Here is a 15,139-nt window from a genome sequence, read left to right as displayed (position 1 = left end):
AATGAGTAGCGTAGATATTCTTGTTCCCGACCTGCCTGAATCTGTAGCAGATGCGACCGTCGCCACCTGGCACAAAAAACCAGGCGACGCCGTTAAGCGCGATGAAGTGCTGGTAGAAATCGAAACTGACAAAGTGGTACTGGAAGTACCGGCATCGGCGGATGGCATTCTGGATGCAGTCCTGGAAGATGAAGGCACAACCGTGACCTCTCGCCAGATCCTGGGTCGCCTGCGTGAAGGCAACAGCGCGGGCAAAGAGTCCAGCGCGAAATCTGAAGAGAAAGCCTCTACGCCGGCTCAGCGCCAGCAGGCCTCTCTGGAAGAACAGTCTAACGACGCGCTCAGCCCGGCGATCCGTCGCCTGCTGGCTGAACACAGCCTTGATCCGGCAGCCATCAAAGGTACCGGTGTCGGCGGTCGTCTGACCCGCGAAGATATCGACAAACACCTGGCGAAAGCGCCTGCTCAGGCAGAAGCGAAAGCCCCTGTGGCAGCACCGGCAGCACAGCCTGCTCTGGGTGCCCGTAGCGAAAAACGCGTGCCAATGACTCGCCTGCGTAAGCGTGTGGCCGAGCGTCTGCTGGAAGCGAAAAACTCCACCGCGATGCTGACCACCTTCAACGAAGTGAACATGAAGCCAATCATGGACCTGCGTAAGCAGTACGGTGACGCGTTTGAAAAACGTCACGGTATCCGTCTGGGCTTTATGTCCTTCTACGTGAAAGCGGTGGTTGAAGCGCTGAAACGCTACCCGGAAGTGAACGCGTCCATCGACGGCGATGATGTGGTCTATCACAACTACTTCGACGTGAGCATGGCGGTTTCTACTCCGCGCGGCCTGGTGACCCCGGTTCTGCGTGATGTGGACACCCTGGGCATGGCGGACATCGAGAAGAATATCAAAGAACTGGCAGTGAAAGGCCGTGACGGCAAGCTGACCGTAGATGACCTGACCGGCGGTAACTTCACCATTACCAACGGCGGCGTATTCGGCTCGCTGATGTCTACTCCGATCATCAACCCACCGCAGAGCGCGATCCTGGGCATGCACGCCATCAAAGATCGTCCGATGGCGGTTGACGGTAAAGTGGAGATCCTGCCGATGATGTATCTGGCGCTCTCTTACGATCACCGTCTGATCGACGGCCGCGAATCCGTGGGCTTCCTGGTTGCCATTAAAGAGCTGCTGGAAGATCCAACGCGTCTGCTGCTGGACGTTTAGTTTTAGCACCATTGCCCGGCGGCGCTTTGCTTGCCGGGCCTACAAAAGCATGACCTAACGATTACCCTGAAGGATGGATAGAACACATGAACTTACATGAATATCAGGCAAAACAGCTGTTTGCCCGGTATGGCTTACCGGCTCCGGTGGGTTATGCCTGCAATACCCCTCGCGAAGCAGAAGAAGCCGCATCTAAAATCGGCGCCGGTCCTTGGGTAGTGAAATGTCAGGTTCACGCTGGCGGCCGTGGTAAAGCGGGCGGTGTGAAGGTCGTTAACAGTAAAGAAGAGATCCGTGCGTTTGCAGAGCATTGGCTGGGCAAACGTCTGGTGACCTACCAGACAGACGCGAGCGGCCAGCCGGTTAACCAGATCCTGGTTGAAGCGGCGACCGACATTGCAAAAGAACTGTACCTCGGTGCCGTCGTTGACCGTAGCTCCCGTCGCGTGGTGTTCATGGCCTCTACCGAAGGCGGCGTGGAAATCGAGAAAGTGGCGGAAGAGACTCCGCACCTGATCCATAAAGTCGCTATCGATCCGCTGGCAGGCCCAATGCCTTACCAGGGACGCGAGCTGGCATTCAAACTGGGTCTGGAAGGTAAACTGGTGCAGCAATTCACCAAAATCTTCATGGGTCTGGCTAACATCTTCCTCGAGCGCGATCTGGCTCTGATCGAGATCAACCCGCTGGTGATCACCAAGCAGGGCGACCTGATCTGCCTCGATGGCAAACTGGGCGCTGACGGCAACGCACTGTTCCGCCAGGCCGATCTGCGCGAAATGCGCGACCAGTCTCAGGAAGATCCACGTGAAGCGCAGGCTGCACAGTGGGAACTGAACTACGTGGCGCTGGATGGCAACATCGGCTGCATGGTTAACGGTGCGGGCCTGGCAATGGGCACCATGGACATCGTTAAGCTGCACGGCGGCGAGCCGGCAAACTTCCTCGACGTGGGCGGCGGCGCGACCAAAGAGCGCGTGACCGAAGCCTTCAAAATCATCCTCTCTGACGACAACGTGAAAGCGGTTCTGGTGAACATCTTCGGCGGCATCGTACGTTGCGACCTGATCGCTGACGGCATCATCGGTGCGGTAGAAGAAGTGGGCGTTAACGTCCCGGTTGTTGTACGTCTGGAAGGGAACAACGCTGAACTCGGCGCGAAAAAACTGGCTGACAGCGGCCTGAATATTATTGCAGCGAAAAGTCTGACGGATGCCGCTCAGCAGGTAGTTGCCGCAGTGGAGGGGAAATAATGTCCGTTTTAATTAATAAAGATACCAAGGTCATCTGCCAGGGCTTCACCGGTAGCCAGGGTTCATTCCACTCTGAGCAGGCGATTGCCTACGGTACGCAGATGGTTGGCGGCGTAACCCCAGGTAAAGGCGGCACCACGCATCTGGGCCTGCCGGTGTTCAACACCGTACGTGAAGCCGTAGAAGCGACTGGCGCGACCGCCACCGTCATCTACGTTCCGGCTCCGTTCTGCAAAGACTCCATTCTGGAAGCCATCGACGCAGGCATCAAACTGATCATCACCATTACCGAAGGCATCCCGACTCTGGATATGCTGACCGTGAAAGTGAAGCTGGACGAAGCAGGCGTGCGCATGATCGGGCCAAACTGCCCGGGCGTGATCACCCCAGGCGAATGCAAAATCGGCATCATGCCGGGCCACATTCACAAGCCGGGCAAAGTGGGCATCGTCTCACGTTCCGGTACCCTGACCTATGAAGCGGTTAAGCAGACCACCGACTACGGTTTCGGCCAGTCCACCTGTGTGGGCATCGGCGGCGACCCAATCCCGGGCTCTAACTTCATCGACATCCTGAAGCTGTTCCAGGAAGACCCGCAGACTGAAGCCATCGTAATGATCGGTGAGATCGGCGGTAGCGCAGAAGAAGAAGCGGCTGCTTACATCAAAGATCACGTGACTAAGCCGGTTGTGGGCTATATCGCGGGTGTGACTGCGCCGAAAGGCAAGCGTATGGGCCACGCTGGCGCCATCATCGCGGGCGGCAAAGGGACTGCGGATGAGAAATTCGCAGCGCTGGAAGCCGCAGGCGTGAAAACCGTACGCAGCCTGGCTGACATCGGTGAAGCCCTGAAATCCATCATTAAGTAAATCCTCTCTGCTCCCCGTGCGGGGAGCTTTGACATAATAAATGTCCGTTTCGACATGGTTGGCCATCGTAAGATGGCCTTTTTTATTTTTGAACTTTGCAAAATGATTACAGCTTGGTGTTAATTTAAAGGCGCTCAAAAGTAAAATAAATGTTATTTAATTATCCAGCTATCCATCATTTGAATAAGTGCAACTGAGTGACTACGCTTACCGGTTTGGCGCTTATTAAAATCACAGCATATCTCAGGTTAATTTAAGTCACTTTTATTGATATTACAGTGCAGATTCAATAACTATTTGTCCATGATGCCAACATAAACTTAACAAAAAAGTCATTAGATTCACCATCAAGAAACACCTTTAACACGGCCCATCAATATTGATTTATATCAATATTTAATGCCTGGAAAAGGACGTCAAAAAGCGTTAAATTGCTCCCGATCAATCTGGTCGAAAAGTGGTAAATTCGCTATATATTGATCACCGTCGTAAAATGTAAAACACTTCCAATAAAAACCTGTTTATTGTAAGGGTTTTGCAGCGTAATATATTTACGGGATCAATTTCGGGTTTTTATTAACGTATCTGTAACCTTTCATCATGGCTTTTTCCTCCTGGGAAGATTAAGTAACGAAGAAAGGAAGCTGATAATTTTTTGTATTGGGGCATGTGTGTGGATCTTTTCTAACGGGATCCACTCCCGGAGTCTTCATGCGATGAGCAAGGAGTCATGATGTTAGATATAGTCGAACTGTCGCGCTTACAGTTTGCCTTGACCGCGATGTACCACTTCCTGTTTGTGCCACTGACGCTCGGTATGGCGTTCCTGCTGGCCATTATGGAGACGGTCTACGTCCTTTCCGGCAAACAGATTTATAAAGATATGACCAAGTTCTGGGGCAAGTTGTTTGGTATCAACTTTGCGCTGGGCGTGGCCACCGGTCTGACCATGGAGTTCCAGTTCGGGACTAACTGGTCTTACTATTCCCACTATGTCGGGGATATCTTCGGTGCGCCGCTGGCCATTGAAGGTCTGATGGCCTTCTTCCTCGAATCCACCTTTGTAGGTCTGTTCTTCTTTGGCTGGGACCGTCTGGGTAAAGTGCAGCATATGGCTGTCACCTGGCTGGTTGCCTTAGGCTCTAACCTGTCCGCACTGTGGATCCTGGTGGCCAACGGCTGGATGCAGAACCCTATCGCATCTGATTTCAACTTCGAAACCATGCGTATGGAGATGGTCAGCTTCTCCGAGCTGGTGCTGAACCCGGTTGCCCAGGTGAAATTTGTTCACACCGTGGCGTCTGGCTATGTCTGCGGCGCGATGTTCGTGCTGGGCATCAGCTCCTACTACATGCTGCGCGGTCGTGACTTCGCCTTTGCCAAGCGCTCCTTCGCCATCGCGGCGAGCTTCGGTATGGCGGCAATCCTCTCCGTTATCGTGCTGGGTGATGAATCCGGCTACGAGATGGGCGACGTGCAGAAAACCAAACTGGCGGCAATCGAAGCAGAGTGGGAAACCCAACCGGCTCCGGCAGCCTTTACCCTGTTTGGTATTCCCGATCAGGATGCGCAGGAAAACCACTTTGCTATTCAGATCCCTTATGCGTTGGGCATCATTGCCACCCGCTCTGTGGATACGCCGGTTATCGGCCTGAAAGATCTGCTGGTGCAGCATGAAGAGCGTATCCGTAACGGGATGAAAGCTTACTCCCTGCTGGAGCAGCTGCGTTCCGGTTCGACCGATCAGTCCGTTCGCGACCAGTTCAACAACGTGAAAAAAGACCTCGGTTACGGCCTGCTGCTGAAACGCTATACCCCGAATGTCTCTGACGCGACGGAAGAGCAGATTCAGATGGCCACCAAAGACTCGATTCCACGCGTGGCGCCGCTGTACTTCGCGTTCCGTATCATGGTTGGCTGCGGCATCATCATGCTGCTGATTATTGCTGCCTCCTTCTGGTCGGTGATTCGTAACCGTATCGGTCAGCGTAAATGGCTGCTGCGTTCTGCCCTGTACGGCATGCCGCTGCCATGGATCGCCATCGAGTCCGGCTGGTTTGTTGCGGAATACGGTCGTCAGCCGTGGGCTATCGGTGAGGTACTGCCAACCGCGGTAGCGAACTCCTCCCTGACCGCCGGGGATCTGATTTTCTCCATGCTGCTGATTTGTGGCCTGTATACCCTGTTCCTGGTGGCTGAACTGTTCCTGATGTTCAAGTTTGCGCGCCTTGGCCCAAGCAGCCTGAAAACCGGTCGCTACCACTACGAGCAGTCCACCGTGGCTTCTCAGCCGGCACGCTAAGACAGGAGTCGTCAAATGATCGATTATGAAGTATTGCGTTTTATCTGGTGGCTGCTGGTCGGGATCTTACTGATTGGCTTTGCGGTCACTGACGGTTTCGACATGGGGGTGGGCATGCTCACCCGCTTCCTCGGTCGTAATGATACCGAGCGTCGAATTATGATTAACTCCATCGCCCCGCACTGGGACGGTAACCAGGTGTGGCTGATCACCGCAGGCGGCGCGCTGTTCGCTGCCTGGCCGATGGTCTACGCGGCTGCGTTCTCCGGCTTCTATGTGGCGATGATCCTGGTGCTGGCGTCGTTGTTCTTCCGTCCGGTTGGTTTTGACTACCGCTCGAAGATCGAAGACACCCGCTGGCGCAACATGTGGGACTGGGGCATCTTCATCGGTAGCTTCGTGCCGCCGCTGGTGATCGGCGTGGCGTTCGGCAACCTGCTGCAGGGCGTGCCGTTCCACCTCGATGAATATATGCGCCTGTACTACACCGGCAACTTCTTCCAGCTGCTGAACCCGTTCGGTCTGCTGGCAGGCGTGGTCAGCGTGGCGATGATCCTGACTCAGGGTGCCACTTACCTGCAGATGCGTACCGTGGGTGAACTGCACCTGCGTTCCCGCGCCGTCTCGCAGATTGCGGCTCTGGTGACCCTGGTTGGCTTCGCGCTGGCCGGTGTTTGGGTGATGTTCGGCATCGATGGTTACGTGGTGACTTCCGCGATTAACCATACCGCGCCATCGAACCCGCTGACCAAAGAAGTGGCTCGTCAGGCAGGTGCCTGGCTGGTGAACTTCAATCATACGCCGGTTCTGTGGGCTATTCCGGCCCTGGGCGTGGTGCTGCCGCTGCTGACCCTGCTGACCTCCCGCATGGAAAAAGGCGCATGGGCATTCGTCTTCTCTTCACTGACGCTGGCGTGCATCATCCTGACGGCCGGTATCGCGATGTTCCCATTCGTGATGCCATCCAGCACCATGATGAATGCGAGTCTGACGATGTGGGATGCCACCTCCAGTCAGATGACCCTGAACCTGATGACGTTTGTGGCTGCCGTGTTCGTACCGATCATTCTGGCTTACACCGCGTGGTGTTACTGGAAAATGTACGGTCGTATCACGAAAGAACATATCGAAAGCAACACTCACTCTATGTATTAAGGAAGGAGCTGAATATGTGGTATTTCGCATGGATTTTAGGAACGCTTCTTGCCTGTGCATTTGGTGTGATTACCGCCCTGGCGCTTGAGCATGTTGAAGCGTCCAAAGCCGGTGAAGAAAAGCACTGATGATCGCGTATCTCTACGGGATCATGGACAAGCGCCCGCTCAGGGCGCTTTCCTTAGTGATGGCTTTGCTGCTGGCAGGTTGCATCTTCTGGGACCCGTCGCGCTTCGCGGCGAAAACCAGCGAGCTTGAAATCTGGCACGGTTTTCTCATCATGTGGGCAGTGTGCGCCGGGGTGATCCACGGCGTTGGCTTTCGGCCGAAAGCCGTTCACTGGCAGGGCATCTTCTGCCCGCTGATCGCTGATGTGGTCCTTCTCGTCGGCCTGATTTTCTTTTTCAACTGAATAAGAACTATCCGTTAATATTATGGGCTTACCCCGGCCCATAAATATTTACTCTCCGTTTACTTTCCCCCATTCCAAACCACCATTCCCGCGCGTATAGTAGCGAAGTTTAAAAGCTCTAACTCATTTGTATTACCGGGATATAAAGTGAATACAACGCTGTTTCGATGGCCGGTTCGTGTCTACTACGAAGACACTGACGCCGGTGGTGTGGTTTACCACGCCAGCTACGTTGCCTTTTATGAACGAGCACGCACTGAGATGCTGCGCCATCATCACTTTAGCCAGCAGGTCCTGCTGGCGGAGCGAGTTGCCTTCGTGGTACGCAAGATGACGCTGGAGTATTTTGCACCTGCCAGACTCGACGATATGCTCGAAGTCCAAACAGAAATAACATCAATGCGCGGAACCTCAATGGTTTTCACGCAGCGGATCGTCAATGCAGAAAATACGGTACTGAACGAAGCTGAAGTCCTGATTGTCTGTGTTGATCCACTCATCATGAAGCCTCGTGCGCTTCCTAAGTCTATTGTCGCGGAGTTTAAGCAGTGACTGACATGAATATCCTTGATTTGTTCCTGAAGGCAAGCCTTCTGGTTAAACTTATCATGTTGATTTTGATTGGTTTCTCAATCGCATCCTGGGCCATCATCATCCAGAGAACCCGTATCCTCAATGCGGCAGGCCGCGAAGCGGAAGCCTTTGAAGATAAGTTCTGGTCCGGTATCGAACTTTCCCGTTTGTATCAGGAAAGCCAGGGGCGTCGTGAAAACCTCTCCGGCTCCGAGCAAATTTTCTATAGCGGCTTCAAAGAGTTCGCCCGTTTGCACCGCGCTAACAACCATGCGCCGGAAGCGGTCGTTGAAGGGGCATCCCGTGCGATGCGCATTTCGATGAACCGTGAGCTGGAAACGCTGGAAACACACATCCCGTTCCTGGGTACCGTCGGCTCCATCAGCCCGTATATTGGTCTGTTTGGTACGGTCTGGGGGATCATGCACGCCTTTATCGCCCTGGGTGCGGTAAAACAGGCGACGCTGCAGATGGTTGCGCCGGGTATCGCAGAAGCGCTGATCGCGACCGCTATCGGTCTGTTTGCCGCAATTCCAGCAGTTATGGCCTATAACCGCCTGAATCAGCGTGTGAACAAACTGGAACTGAACTACGACAACTTCATGGAAGAGTTCACCGCGATTCTGCACCGCCAGGCGTTTACCAGCACCGAGAGCAACAAGGGGTAAACCATGGCCAGACAGCGTGGACGGGGTCGTCGCGAACTGAAGTCCGAAATCAACATTGTACCGCTGCTGGACGTGCTGCTGGTGCTGCTGCTGATCTTTATGGCCACAGCACCCATCATTACCCAGAGCGTTGAGGTTGATCTGCCGGATGCGACAGAATCTCAGGCTGTAAGCACCAATGACGATCCACCGGTCATCATTGAGGTATCCGGAGTAGGGCAGTACAGCGTGGTGGTTGAAAAGGATCGTCTTGATCAGCTGCCGCCGGAGCAGGTCATTGCCGAAGCGCAACGACGTCTGCAGTCCAATCCGAAAACGGTCTTCTTAATCGGTGGTGCGAAAGACGTGCCTTACGATGAAATAATAAAAGCGCTGAACCTGTTGCATAGCGCGGGCGTTAAGTCAGTTGGCTTGATGACGCAGCCTATTTGATCATCTGCGTACACAACAGAGTTTTTGGGAACCCATAGTGTCAAAGGCAACCGAACAAAACGATAAGCTTAAGCGGGCGATCATTATCTCGGCGGTGCTGCATGTCATTCTTTTTGCAGCACTGATCTGGAGTTCGTTCGATGAGCATCTCGATACCGCTGCCGGCGGTGGGGGAGGTTCATCCATCGATGCCGTGATGGTCGATCCCGGCGCGGTGGTGCAAAACTATAACCGCCAGCAGCAACAGCAGGCGAGTGCAAAACGTGCTGAAGAGCAACGCGAAAAGCAGGCGCAACAGCAGGCGGAAGAGCTGCGTGAAAAGCAGGCCGCCGAGCAGGAACGTCTGAAGCAGCTTGAGAAAGAGCGTTTGCAGGCGCAGGAAGCGGCGAAAGAGCAGGCGGAGCAGCAGAAACAGGCTGAAGCCGCAGCGAAGCAAGCTCAGGAAAAACAGAAGCAGGCGGAAGAGGCGGCAGCCAAAGCCGCAGCGGATGCCAAAGCGCAGGCCGATGCTCAGGCGAAGCAAGCTGCTGAGGCGGCAAAACAAGCCGCGGACGCTGCTGCATTAGCCGCGAAAAAAGCCGCTGCCGATGCGCAAAAACAGGCGGAAGCTGAAGCAGCGAAAGCGGCTGCGGATGCGAAGAAGAAAGTAGAAGCCGAAGCTGCGAAGAAAGCTGCCGCTGACGCACAGAAAAAAGCGGAAGCTGAAGCAGCCAAACAAGCAGCCCAGGAAGCCGAGAAGAAAGCGGCTGCCGAAGCGGCTAAAAAGGCTGCTGCAGCTGAAAAAGCCGCTGCTGAGAAAGCTGCTGCCGCAGAAAAAGCCGCTGCTGAGAAGAAAGCTGCTGCTGCAGAAAAAGCCGCTGCTGAGAAGAAAGCTGCTGCTGCAGAAAAAGCCGCCGCTGATAAAAAAGCCGCGGCCGAAAAAGCTGCTGCAGAGAAAAAGGCCGCTGCCGATAAAGCTGCTGCTGACAAAGCTGCCGCCGCGAAAGCTGCAGCAGCGAAAAAAGCCGCCGCGGAAAAAGCCGCCGCGGAAAAAGCAGCCGCTTCGGACGTTGACGACCTGTTCGGCGATTTGAGCTCAGGTAAGAATGCGCCGAAATCAGGCGGAGCCAAAGGTAACGGCCAGCCGGCAAAAGATAGCGGAACAAGTGGCGCTAATGGCGGCGCATCTGGCGCTGATATCAGTGCTTATGCATCGCAAATCCGTAACGCTATTCAGAGCCGCTTATACGGCGCTGACCTGTATGCCGGTAAATCCTGTGTGCTGCATATCAAGCTTGCACCGGACGGCCTGCTGCTGGACGTGACTGAAGAAGGCGGCGATCCTGCGTTGTGTCAGGCTGCTCTGACAGCGGCTAAAACTGCCAGAATTCCTAAACCGCCTAGTCAGGCTGTTTATGAAAAAGTAAAAGATGCCAAACTGGACTTCAAACTGTAGCGATTTTCCCGCTAAAGTTGGCAAAACAGTCTACGTTTGAGGCTGTAGATTGGTAGTTTTGTTTATTTGGGTTTGTTAACATTCTGCTAAATTATCGCGGGTAAGGTTACCCGGATATGGGAGACATGATGAAGCAGGCATTACGTGTAGCAGTAGGTTTCTTTATGCTGTGGGCAGCTGTGCTGCACGCAGAAGTGCGTATCGAGATCACCCAGGGGGTGGACTCGGCACGTCCGATTGGTGTGGTTCCGTTCCAGTGGAAAGGGCCGGGCGCTGCGCCGGAAGATGTGGGTGGCATTGTTGCTGCTGACCTGCGCAACAGCGGTAAATTTAACCCGTTAGATCGTTCTCGTCTGCCACAGCAGCCGGGCACTGCAGCTGAGCTGCAGCCAGCGGCATGGTCTGCGCTGGGTATCGATGCGGTGGTCGTGGGTCAGGTTACGCCTAACCCGGACGGCGGTTATACCGTGGCTTACCAGCTGGTTGATACCGGCGGCGCACCGGGTACCGTTCTGGCACAGAACACCTACAAGGTGAATAAGCAGTGGCTGCGCTATGCGGGCCACACGGCGAGTGATGAAGTGTTTGAGAAGCTGACCAGCATCAAAGGCGCATTCCGCACCCGTATCGCTTATGTTGTGCAGACCAACGGCGGCCAGTTCCCGTATGAGCTGCGCGTCTCTGACTACGATGGCTACAACCAGTTCACCGTTCACCGTTCACCGCAGCCGCTGATGTCTCCGGCCTGGTCACCGGACGGTTCCAAGCTGGCGTACGTAACCTTCGAAAGCGGTCGTTCAGCGCTGGTTATCCAGACGCTGTCTAACGGCGCAGTGCGTCAGGTTGCTTCGTTCCCACGTCACAACGGCGCACCGGCATTCTCGCCGGACGGTTCTAAACTGGCGTTTGCCCTGTCTAAAACCGGTAGCCTGAACCTGTACGTGATGGATATCGGCTCCGGCCAGATCCGTCAGGTCACCGACGGTCGCAGCAACAACACCGAACCAACGTGGTTCCCGGACAGCCAGAACCTGGCCTTTACCTCTGACCAGGCAGGTCGTCCACAGGTTTATAAAGTGAATATCAACGGCGGTGCACCGCAGCGTATCACCTGGGAAGGTTCTCAGAACCAGGACGCTGACGTGAGCGCTGACGGTAAGTTTATGGTAATGGTCAGCTCGGCCGGCGGTCAGCAGCACATTGCCAAACAAGATCTGGGCGGGGGTGGCGTGCAGGTTCTGTCGTCAACTTTCCTGGATGAAACGCCAAGTCTGGCACCTAACGGCACTATGGTTATCTACAGCTCTTCTCAGGGGATGGGATCCGTGCTGAATCTGGTTTCTACCGATGGGCGTTTCAAAGCGCGTATTCCGGCAACTGATGGACAGGTAAAATCACCTGCCTGGTCGCCGTACCTGTAATAATAATTAATTGAATAATAAAGGAATCATAGAAATGCAACTGAACAAAGTGCTGAAAGGGCTGATGATCGCTCTGCCTGTTATGGCAATCGCAGCGTGTTCTTCTAACAAGAACGCCAGCAACGACCAGAGCGGCGAAGGCATGATGGGTGCCGGCACCGGTATGGACGCAAACGGCAACGGCAATATGTCTTCTGAAGAGCAAGCGCGTCTTCAGATGCAGCAGCTGCAGCAGAACAACATTGTTTACTTCGATCTGGACAAGTTCGACATCCGTTCTGACTTCGCTGCGATGCTGGATGCGCACGCTAACTTCCTGCGTAGCAACCCATCTTACAAAGTCACCGTAGAAGGTCACGCGGATGAACGTGGTACTCCTGAGTACAACATCTCCCTGGGTGAGCGTCGTGCTAACGCCGTTAAAATGTACCTGCAGGGTAAAGGCGTTTCTGCTGACCAGATCTCCATCGTTTCTTACGGTAAAGAAAAACCTGCAGTACTGGGTCACGACGAAGCGGCTTACTCCAAAAACCGTCGTGCCGTACTGGTTTACTAAGAGAATTGCATGAGCAGTAACTTCAGACATCATCTGTTGAGTCTGTCGTTACTGGTTGGTATAGCGGCCCCCTGGGCCGCTTTTGCTCAGGCACCAATCAGTAGTGTCGGCTCAGGCTCGGTAGAAGACCGGGTCACCCAACTCGAGCGTATTTCTAATGCTCACAGCCAGCTTTTAACCCAACTTCAGCAGCAGCTCTCTGACAACCAGGCCGATATTGATTCACTGCGCGGACAGATCCAGGAAAGCCAGTATCAGCTCAATCAGGTTGTGGAGCGTCAGAAGCAGATCCTGCTGCAGATGGATAGCCTGAACAGTGGCGGCGCAGCAGCGCAACCCGCTACAGGCGATCAAACCGGTGCAGCTGGTGCTACGGCAACGCCGCAGGCTGACGCGTCAGCCTCAACAGGCGCGCCTGTACAGAGCGGTGATGCGAATACTGACTACAATGCGGCTATTGCCCTGGTGCAGGATAACTCGCGCCAGGACGAGGCGATGGCGGCGTTTCAGAACTTCGTGAAGAAATACCCTGATTCCACCTATCAGCCCAATGCAAACTACTGGCTGGGACAGTTGAATTATAACAAGGGTAAAAAAGACGACGCGGCGTTCTATTTCGCCTCCGTAGTAAAAAATTACCCGAAATCACCGAAAGCCCCTGACGCGATGTACAAGGTCGGGGTGATCATGCAGGACAAAGGCGACACCGCGAAAGCGAAGGCCGTCTACCAGCAGGTGGTCACTAAGTTCCCGGGCACCGAAGGTGCAAAACAAGCGCAAAAACGTCTTGCTGCGATGGGATGATTGCCGGTTGACCAGAAATCGCGTTTTTTCTGGTCTTGCCGCATACTTCCTAAGCAGTTAAGTGATATTCATCAAAATATTAGTTGCGCAGAATTCTTAAATCAGTAATATATGCCGCCGTTGCCAAGGGATATCAAACAGCCCAAAAGCAGCCAAAATAGTGGGTCGTTAGCTCAGTTGGTAGAGCAGTTGACTTTTAATCAATTGGTCGCAGGTTCGAATCCTGCACGACCCACCACTAAAAGCAGTACCGGCAGTTCAGAGTGGGTGATTAGCTCAGTTGGTAGAGCATCTCCTTTACACGGAGGGGGTCGGCGGTTCGAGCCCGTCATCACCCACCACTCGGGTCGTTAGCTCAGTTGGTAGAGCAGTTGACTTTTAATCAATTGGTCGCAGGTTCGAATCCTGCACGACCCACCAATTTTAATATCTGACTCAGATATTAAGCGTGAAGGATAACGTTGCTTTAGCAACGGCCCGTAGGGCGAGGCGAAGCCGAGTCATCCTGCACGACCCACCAATTTTATTGGTTCCGAGTGATAATTCAGGCAACACCCGAATGGGTCGTTAGCTCAGTTGGTAGAGCAGTTGACTTTTAATCAATTGGTCGCAGGTTCGAATCCTGCACGACCCACCAGCCTGAATAAAATTGAAGTACATCCCGCAAGGGGTCGTTAGCTCAGTTGGTAGAGCAGTTGACTTTTAATCAATTGGTCGCAGGTTCGAATCCTGCACGACCCACCAATGTAAAAAGGCGCCCTAAAGGCGCCTTTTTGCTATCTACAGCTTTTATAGGTCCGGTAAGGCAAAGCCGCCACCCGACAAATGCTATCCGCACCTAATTTCGGTGACTTTTCACTCCAGATTGGCTATCTTGTTTAGTATAGAAAACACAATTGCCCTGCGTCTTGCTATATCAGGCAAAAGAAAGGCAATATTGTTAAGCCAGTAAAACGAGAAGCCAAAATGAGTGTGATGTTTGATCCCGAAGCCGCGATCTACCCCTTCCCGCCGAAGCCTGTTCCGCTGAGCCTGGACGAGAAGCAGTTTTACCGTGAAAAGATAAAGCGTCTGCTCAAAGAGCGTGATGCGGTCATGGTGGCGCACTACTACACCGATCCAGAAATTCAGCAGCTGGCCGAAGAGACCGGCGGCTGTATTTCGGACTCGCTGGAGATGGCGCGCTTCGGGGCAAAACATCCGGCTTCGACGTTACTGGTGGCCGGAGTGCGTTTTATGGGCGAGACGGCGAAAATCCTCAGTCCGGAAAAAACCATTCTGATGCCGACCCTCAATGCAGAGTGCTCGCTGGACTTAGGCTGCCCAATCGACGAATTCACCGCCTTCTGTGACGCCCATCCGGACAGAACCGTGGTGGTCTACGCCAACACTTCTGCCGCGGTCAAAGCGCGCGCCGACTGGGTGGTGACCTCCAGCATCGCCGTGGAGCTGATTGAGCATCTCGACAGCCTGGGGGAGAAAATTATCTGGGCGCCGGACAAACATCTGGGTAACTACGTCCAGAAACAGACCGGGGCTGACATTCTATGCTGGCAGGGGGCCTGTATCGTTCACGACGAGTTTAAAACCCAGGCCCTGGAGCGCATGAAGGCCCTCTATCCGGAAGCCGCCGTGCTGGTACACCCGGAGTCCCCTCAGGCAATCGTCAACATGGCGGATGCGGTTGGCTCAACCAGCCAGCTGATTAATGCGGCGAAAACGCTGCCGCATCGCCAGCTAATCGTCGCCACCGATCGCGGCATCTTCTACAAAATGCAGCAGGCGGTGCCGGAGAAGGAGCTACTGGAAGCGCCGACGGCGGGCGAGGGGGCAACCTGCCGCAGCTGTGCCCACTGTCCGTGGATGGCGATGAACGGGCTGAAGGCGATTGCAGAGGGTCTGGAGTCGGGCGGCGCGGCGCATGAGATCCATGTCGACCCAGCGCTGCGGGAAGGGGCGTTAATTCCGCTTAACCGGATGCTGGATTTTGCGGCTACACTACGTCCTTAAGCAACGTAACGTAACGCTGGGGGTAAA

The 15,139-nt window shown here is 54.3% G+C and carries 15 protein-coding genes and 5 tRNA genes; all 20 read left to right on the top strand.

What is annotated here, in order from left to right; all coding sequences use genetic code 11:
- Window position 1: 1 nt before the first annotated feature.
- The 20 genes from odhB to nadA all read left to right on the top strand — a co-directional run bounded on the left by odhB (window position 2) and on the right by nadA (window position 15,112).
- Window positions 2-1,222, top strand: coding sequence for a 2-oxoglutarate dehydrogenase complex dihydrolipoyllysine-residue succinyltransferase (gene odhB / locus WFO70_RS10460; protein ID WP_337015995.1), 1,221 nt, complete (start codon window positions 2-4; stop codon window positions 1,220-1,222).
- An 86-nt stretch (window positions 1,223-1,308) separates the two neighbouring features.
- Complete coding sequence (gene sucC / locus WFO70_RS10455) at window positions 1,309-2,475, top strand: ADP-forming succinate--CoA ligase subunit beta (protein WP_142488718.1); 1,167 nt, start codon at window positions 1,309-1,311, stop codon at window positions 2,473-2,475.
- Window positions 2,475-3,344: a succinate--CoA ligase subunit alpha gene (gene sucD / locus WFO70_RS10450; RefSeq protein ID WP_032617085.1), complete on the top strand. Its 870-nt coding sequence runs from the start codon at window positions 2,475-2,477 to the stop codon at window positions 3,342-3,344. The genes sucC and sucD overlap by 1 nt, the downstream gene beginning before the upstream one ends.
- A gap of 733 nt (window positions 3,345-4,077) precedes the next feature.
- Complete coding sequence (gene cydA / locus WFO70_RS10445) at window positions 4,078-5,646, top strand: cytochrome ubiquinol oxidase subunit I (protein ID WP_333850523.1); 1,569 nt, start codon at window positions 4,078-4,080, stop codon at window positions 5,644-5,646.
- 15 nt (window positions 5,647-5,661) lie between these two features.
- The gene (gene cydB / locus WFO70_RS10440) at window positions 5,662-6,801 is read left to right on the top strand and encodes a cytochrome d ubiquinol oxidase subunit II (protein ID WP_337015994.1); all 1,140 of its coding nucleotides are present in this window, start codon (window positions 5,662-5,664) and stop codon (window positions 6,799-6,801) included.
- A 14-nt stretch (window positions 6,802-6,815) separates the two neighbouring features.
- Window positions 6,816-6,929, top strand: a complete 114-nt coding sequence (gene cydX, locus WFO70_RS10435) for a cytochrome bd-I oxidase subunit CydX (protein ID WP_006177208.1) — start codon at window positions 6,816-6,818, stop codon at window positions 6,927-6,929.
- Window positions 6,929-7,213: a cyd operon protein YbgE gene (ybgE, locus tag WFO70_RS10430; protein WP_142488721.1), complete on the top strand. Its 285-nt coding sequence runs from the start codon at window positions 6,929-6,931 to the stop codon at window positions 7,211-7,213. Before cydX ends, ybgE begins: the two co-directional genes overlap by 1 nt.
- A 147-nt stretch (window positions 7,214-7,360) precedes the next feature.
- Window positions 7,361-7,765, top strand: a complete 405-nt coding sequence (gene ybgC / locus WFO70_RS10425; protein ID WP_012016634.1) for a tol-pal system-associated acyl-CoA thioesterase — start codon at window positions 7,361-7,363, stop codon at window positions 7,763-7,765.
- Complete coding sequence (tolQ, locus tag WFO70_RS10420) at window positions 7,762-8,454, top strand: Tol-Pal system protein TolQ (protein ID WP_072036639.1); 693 nt, start codon at window positions 7,762-7,764, stop codon at window positions 8,452-8,454. The genes ybgC and tolQ overlap by 4 nt, the downstream gene beginning before the upstream one ends.
- 3 nt (window positions 8,455-8,457) lie before the next feature.
- Complete coding sequence (gene tolR, locus WFO70_RS10415; RefSeq protein WP_032617094.1) at window positions 8,458-8,886, top strand: colicin uptake protein TolR; 429 nt, start codon at window positions 8,458-8,460, stop codon at window positions 8,884-8,886.
- Between the two features lie 37 nt (window positions 8,887-8,923).
- Window positions 8,924-10,321 carry a cell envelope integrity protein TolA gene (gene tolA, locus WFO70_RS10410; RefSeq protein ID WP_337015992.1) on the top strand — a complete coding sequence of 466 codons (1,398 nt, stop codon included), beginning with the start codon at window positions 8,924-8,926 and terminating at the stop codon, window positions 10,319-10,321.
- 128 nt (window positions 10,322-10,449) lie between these two features.
- Entirely contained in the window at window positions 10,450-11,742 is a 1,293-nt protein-coding gene (gene tolB, locus WFO70_RS10405) for a Tol-Pal system beta propeller repeat protein TolB (RefSeq protein ID WP_337016655.1), read from the top strand.
- Between the two features lie 34 nt (window positions 11,743-11,776).
- The gene (gene pal, locus WFO70_RS10400; RefSeq protein ID WP_032617096.1) at window positions 11,777-12,298 is read left to right on the top strand and encodes a peptidoglycan-associated lipoprotein Pal; all 522 of its coding nucleotides are present in this window, start codon (window positions 11,777-11,779) and stop codon (window positions 12,296-12,298) included.
- A 9-nt stretch (window positions 12,299-12,307) separates the two neighbouring features.
- A complete protein-coding gene (gene cpoB, locus WFO70_RS10395) occupies window positions 12,308-13,102 on the top strand; it encodes a cell division protein CpoB (protein ID WP_337015991.1) in 795 nt (264 codons plus the stop codon).
- 162 nt (window positions 13,103-13,264) lie between these two features.
- A tRNA-Lys gene (locus tag WFO70_RS10390) sits at window positions 13,265-13,340 on the top strand.
- A gap of 27 nt (window positions 13,341-13,367) precedes the next feature.
- Window positions 13,368-13,443 (top strand) — tRNA-Val (locus tag WFO70_RS10385).
- A gap of 3 nt (window positions 13,444-13,446) precedes the next feature.
- Window positions 13,447-13,522, top strand: a tRNA-Lys gene (locus tag WFO70_RS10380).
- 141 nt (window positions 13,523-13,663) lie between these two features.
- Window positions 13,664-13,739 (top strand) — tRNA-Lys (locus WFO70_RS10375).
- Between the two features lie 31 nt (window positions 13,740-13,770).
- Window positions 13,771-13,846 (top strand) — tRNA-Lys (locus WFO70_RS10370).
- 222 nt (window positions 13,847-14,068) lie between these two features.
- A complete protein-coding gene (gene nadA, locus WFO70_RS10365; RefSeq protein WP_337015989.1) occupies window positions 14,069-15,112 on the top strand; it encodes a quinolinate synthase NadA in 1,044 nt (347 codons plus the stop codon).
- Window positions 15,113-15,139 lie beyond the last annotated feature (27 nt).

The sequence above is a fragment of the Leclercia sp. AS011 genome (genome assembly GCF_037152535.1).
Lineage (GTDB): Bacteria > Pseudomonadota > Gammaproteobacteria > Enterobacterales > Enterobacteriaceae > Enterobacter.
This window is presented reverse-complemented; position numbering and strand designations above follow the sequence as displayed.

Excerpts from the sequence above, each read along its gene's own strand:
- tolR (WP_032617094.1), top strand. The coding sequence starts at position 8,458 with ATGGCCAGACAGCGTGGACGGGGTCGTCGCGAACTGAAGTCCGAAATC.
- cydB (WP_337015994.1), top strand. The coding sequence starts at position 5,662 with ATGATCGATTATGAAGTATTGCGTTTTATCTGGTGGCTGCTGGTCGGG.
- cpoB (WP_337015991.1), top strand. The coding sequence starts at position 12,308 with ATGAGCAGTAACTTCAGACATCATCTGTTGAGTCTGTCGTTACTGGTT.
- odhB (WP_337015995.1), top strand. The coding sequence starts at position 2 with ATGAGTAGCGTAGATATTCTTGTTCCCGACCTGCCTGAATCTGTAGCA.
- sucD (WP_032617085.1), top strand. The coding sequence starts at position 2,475 with ATGTCCGTTTTAATTAATAAAGATACCAAGGTCATCTGCCAGGGCTTC.
- nadA (WP_337015989.1), top strand. The coding sequence starts at position 14,069 with ATGAGTGTGATGTTTGATCCCGAAGCCGCGATCTACCCCTTCCCGCCG.
- ybgE (WP_142488721.1), top strand. The coding sequence starts at position 6,929 with ATGATCGCGTATCTCTACGGGATCATGGACAAGCGCCCGCTCAGGGCG.
- cydX (WP_006177208.1), top strand. The coding sequence starts at position 6,816 with ATGTGGTATTTCGCATGGATTTTAGGAACGCTTCTTGCCTGTGCATTT.
- tolB (WP_337016655.1), top strand. The coding sequence starts at position 10,450 with ATGAAGCAGGCATTACGTGTAGCAGTAGGTTTCTTTATGCTGTGGGCA.
- sucC (WP_142488718.1), top strand. The coding sequence starts at position 1,309 with ATGAACTTACATGAATATCAGGCAAAACAGCTGTTTGCCCGGTATGGC.
- pal (WP_032617096.1), top strand. The coding sequence starts at position 11,777 with ATGCAACTGAACAAAGTGCTGAAAGGGCTGATGATCGCTCTGCCTGTT.
- cydA (WP_333850523.1), top strand. The coding sequence starts at position 4,078 with ATGTTAGATATAGTCGAACTGTCGCGCTTACAGTTTGCCTTGACCGCG.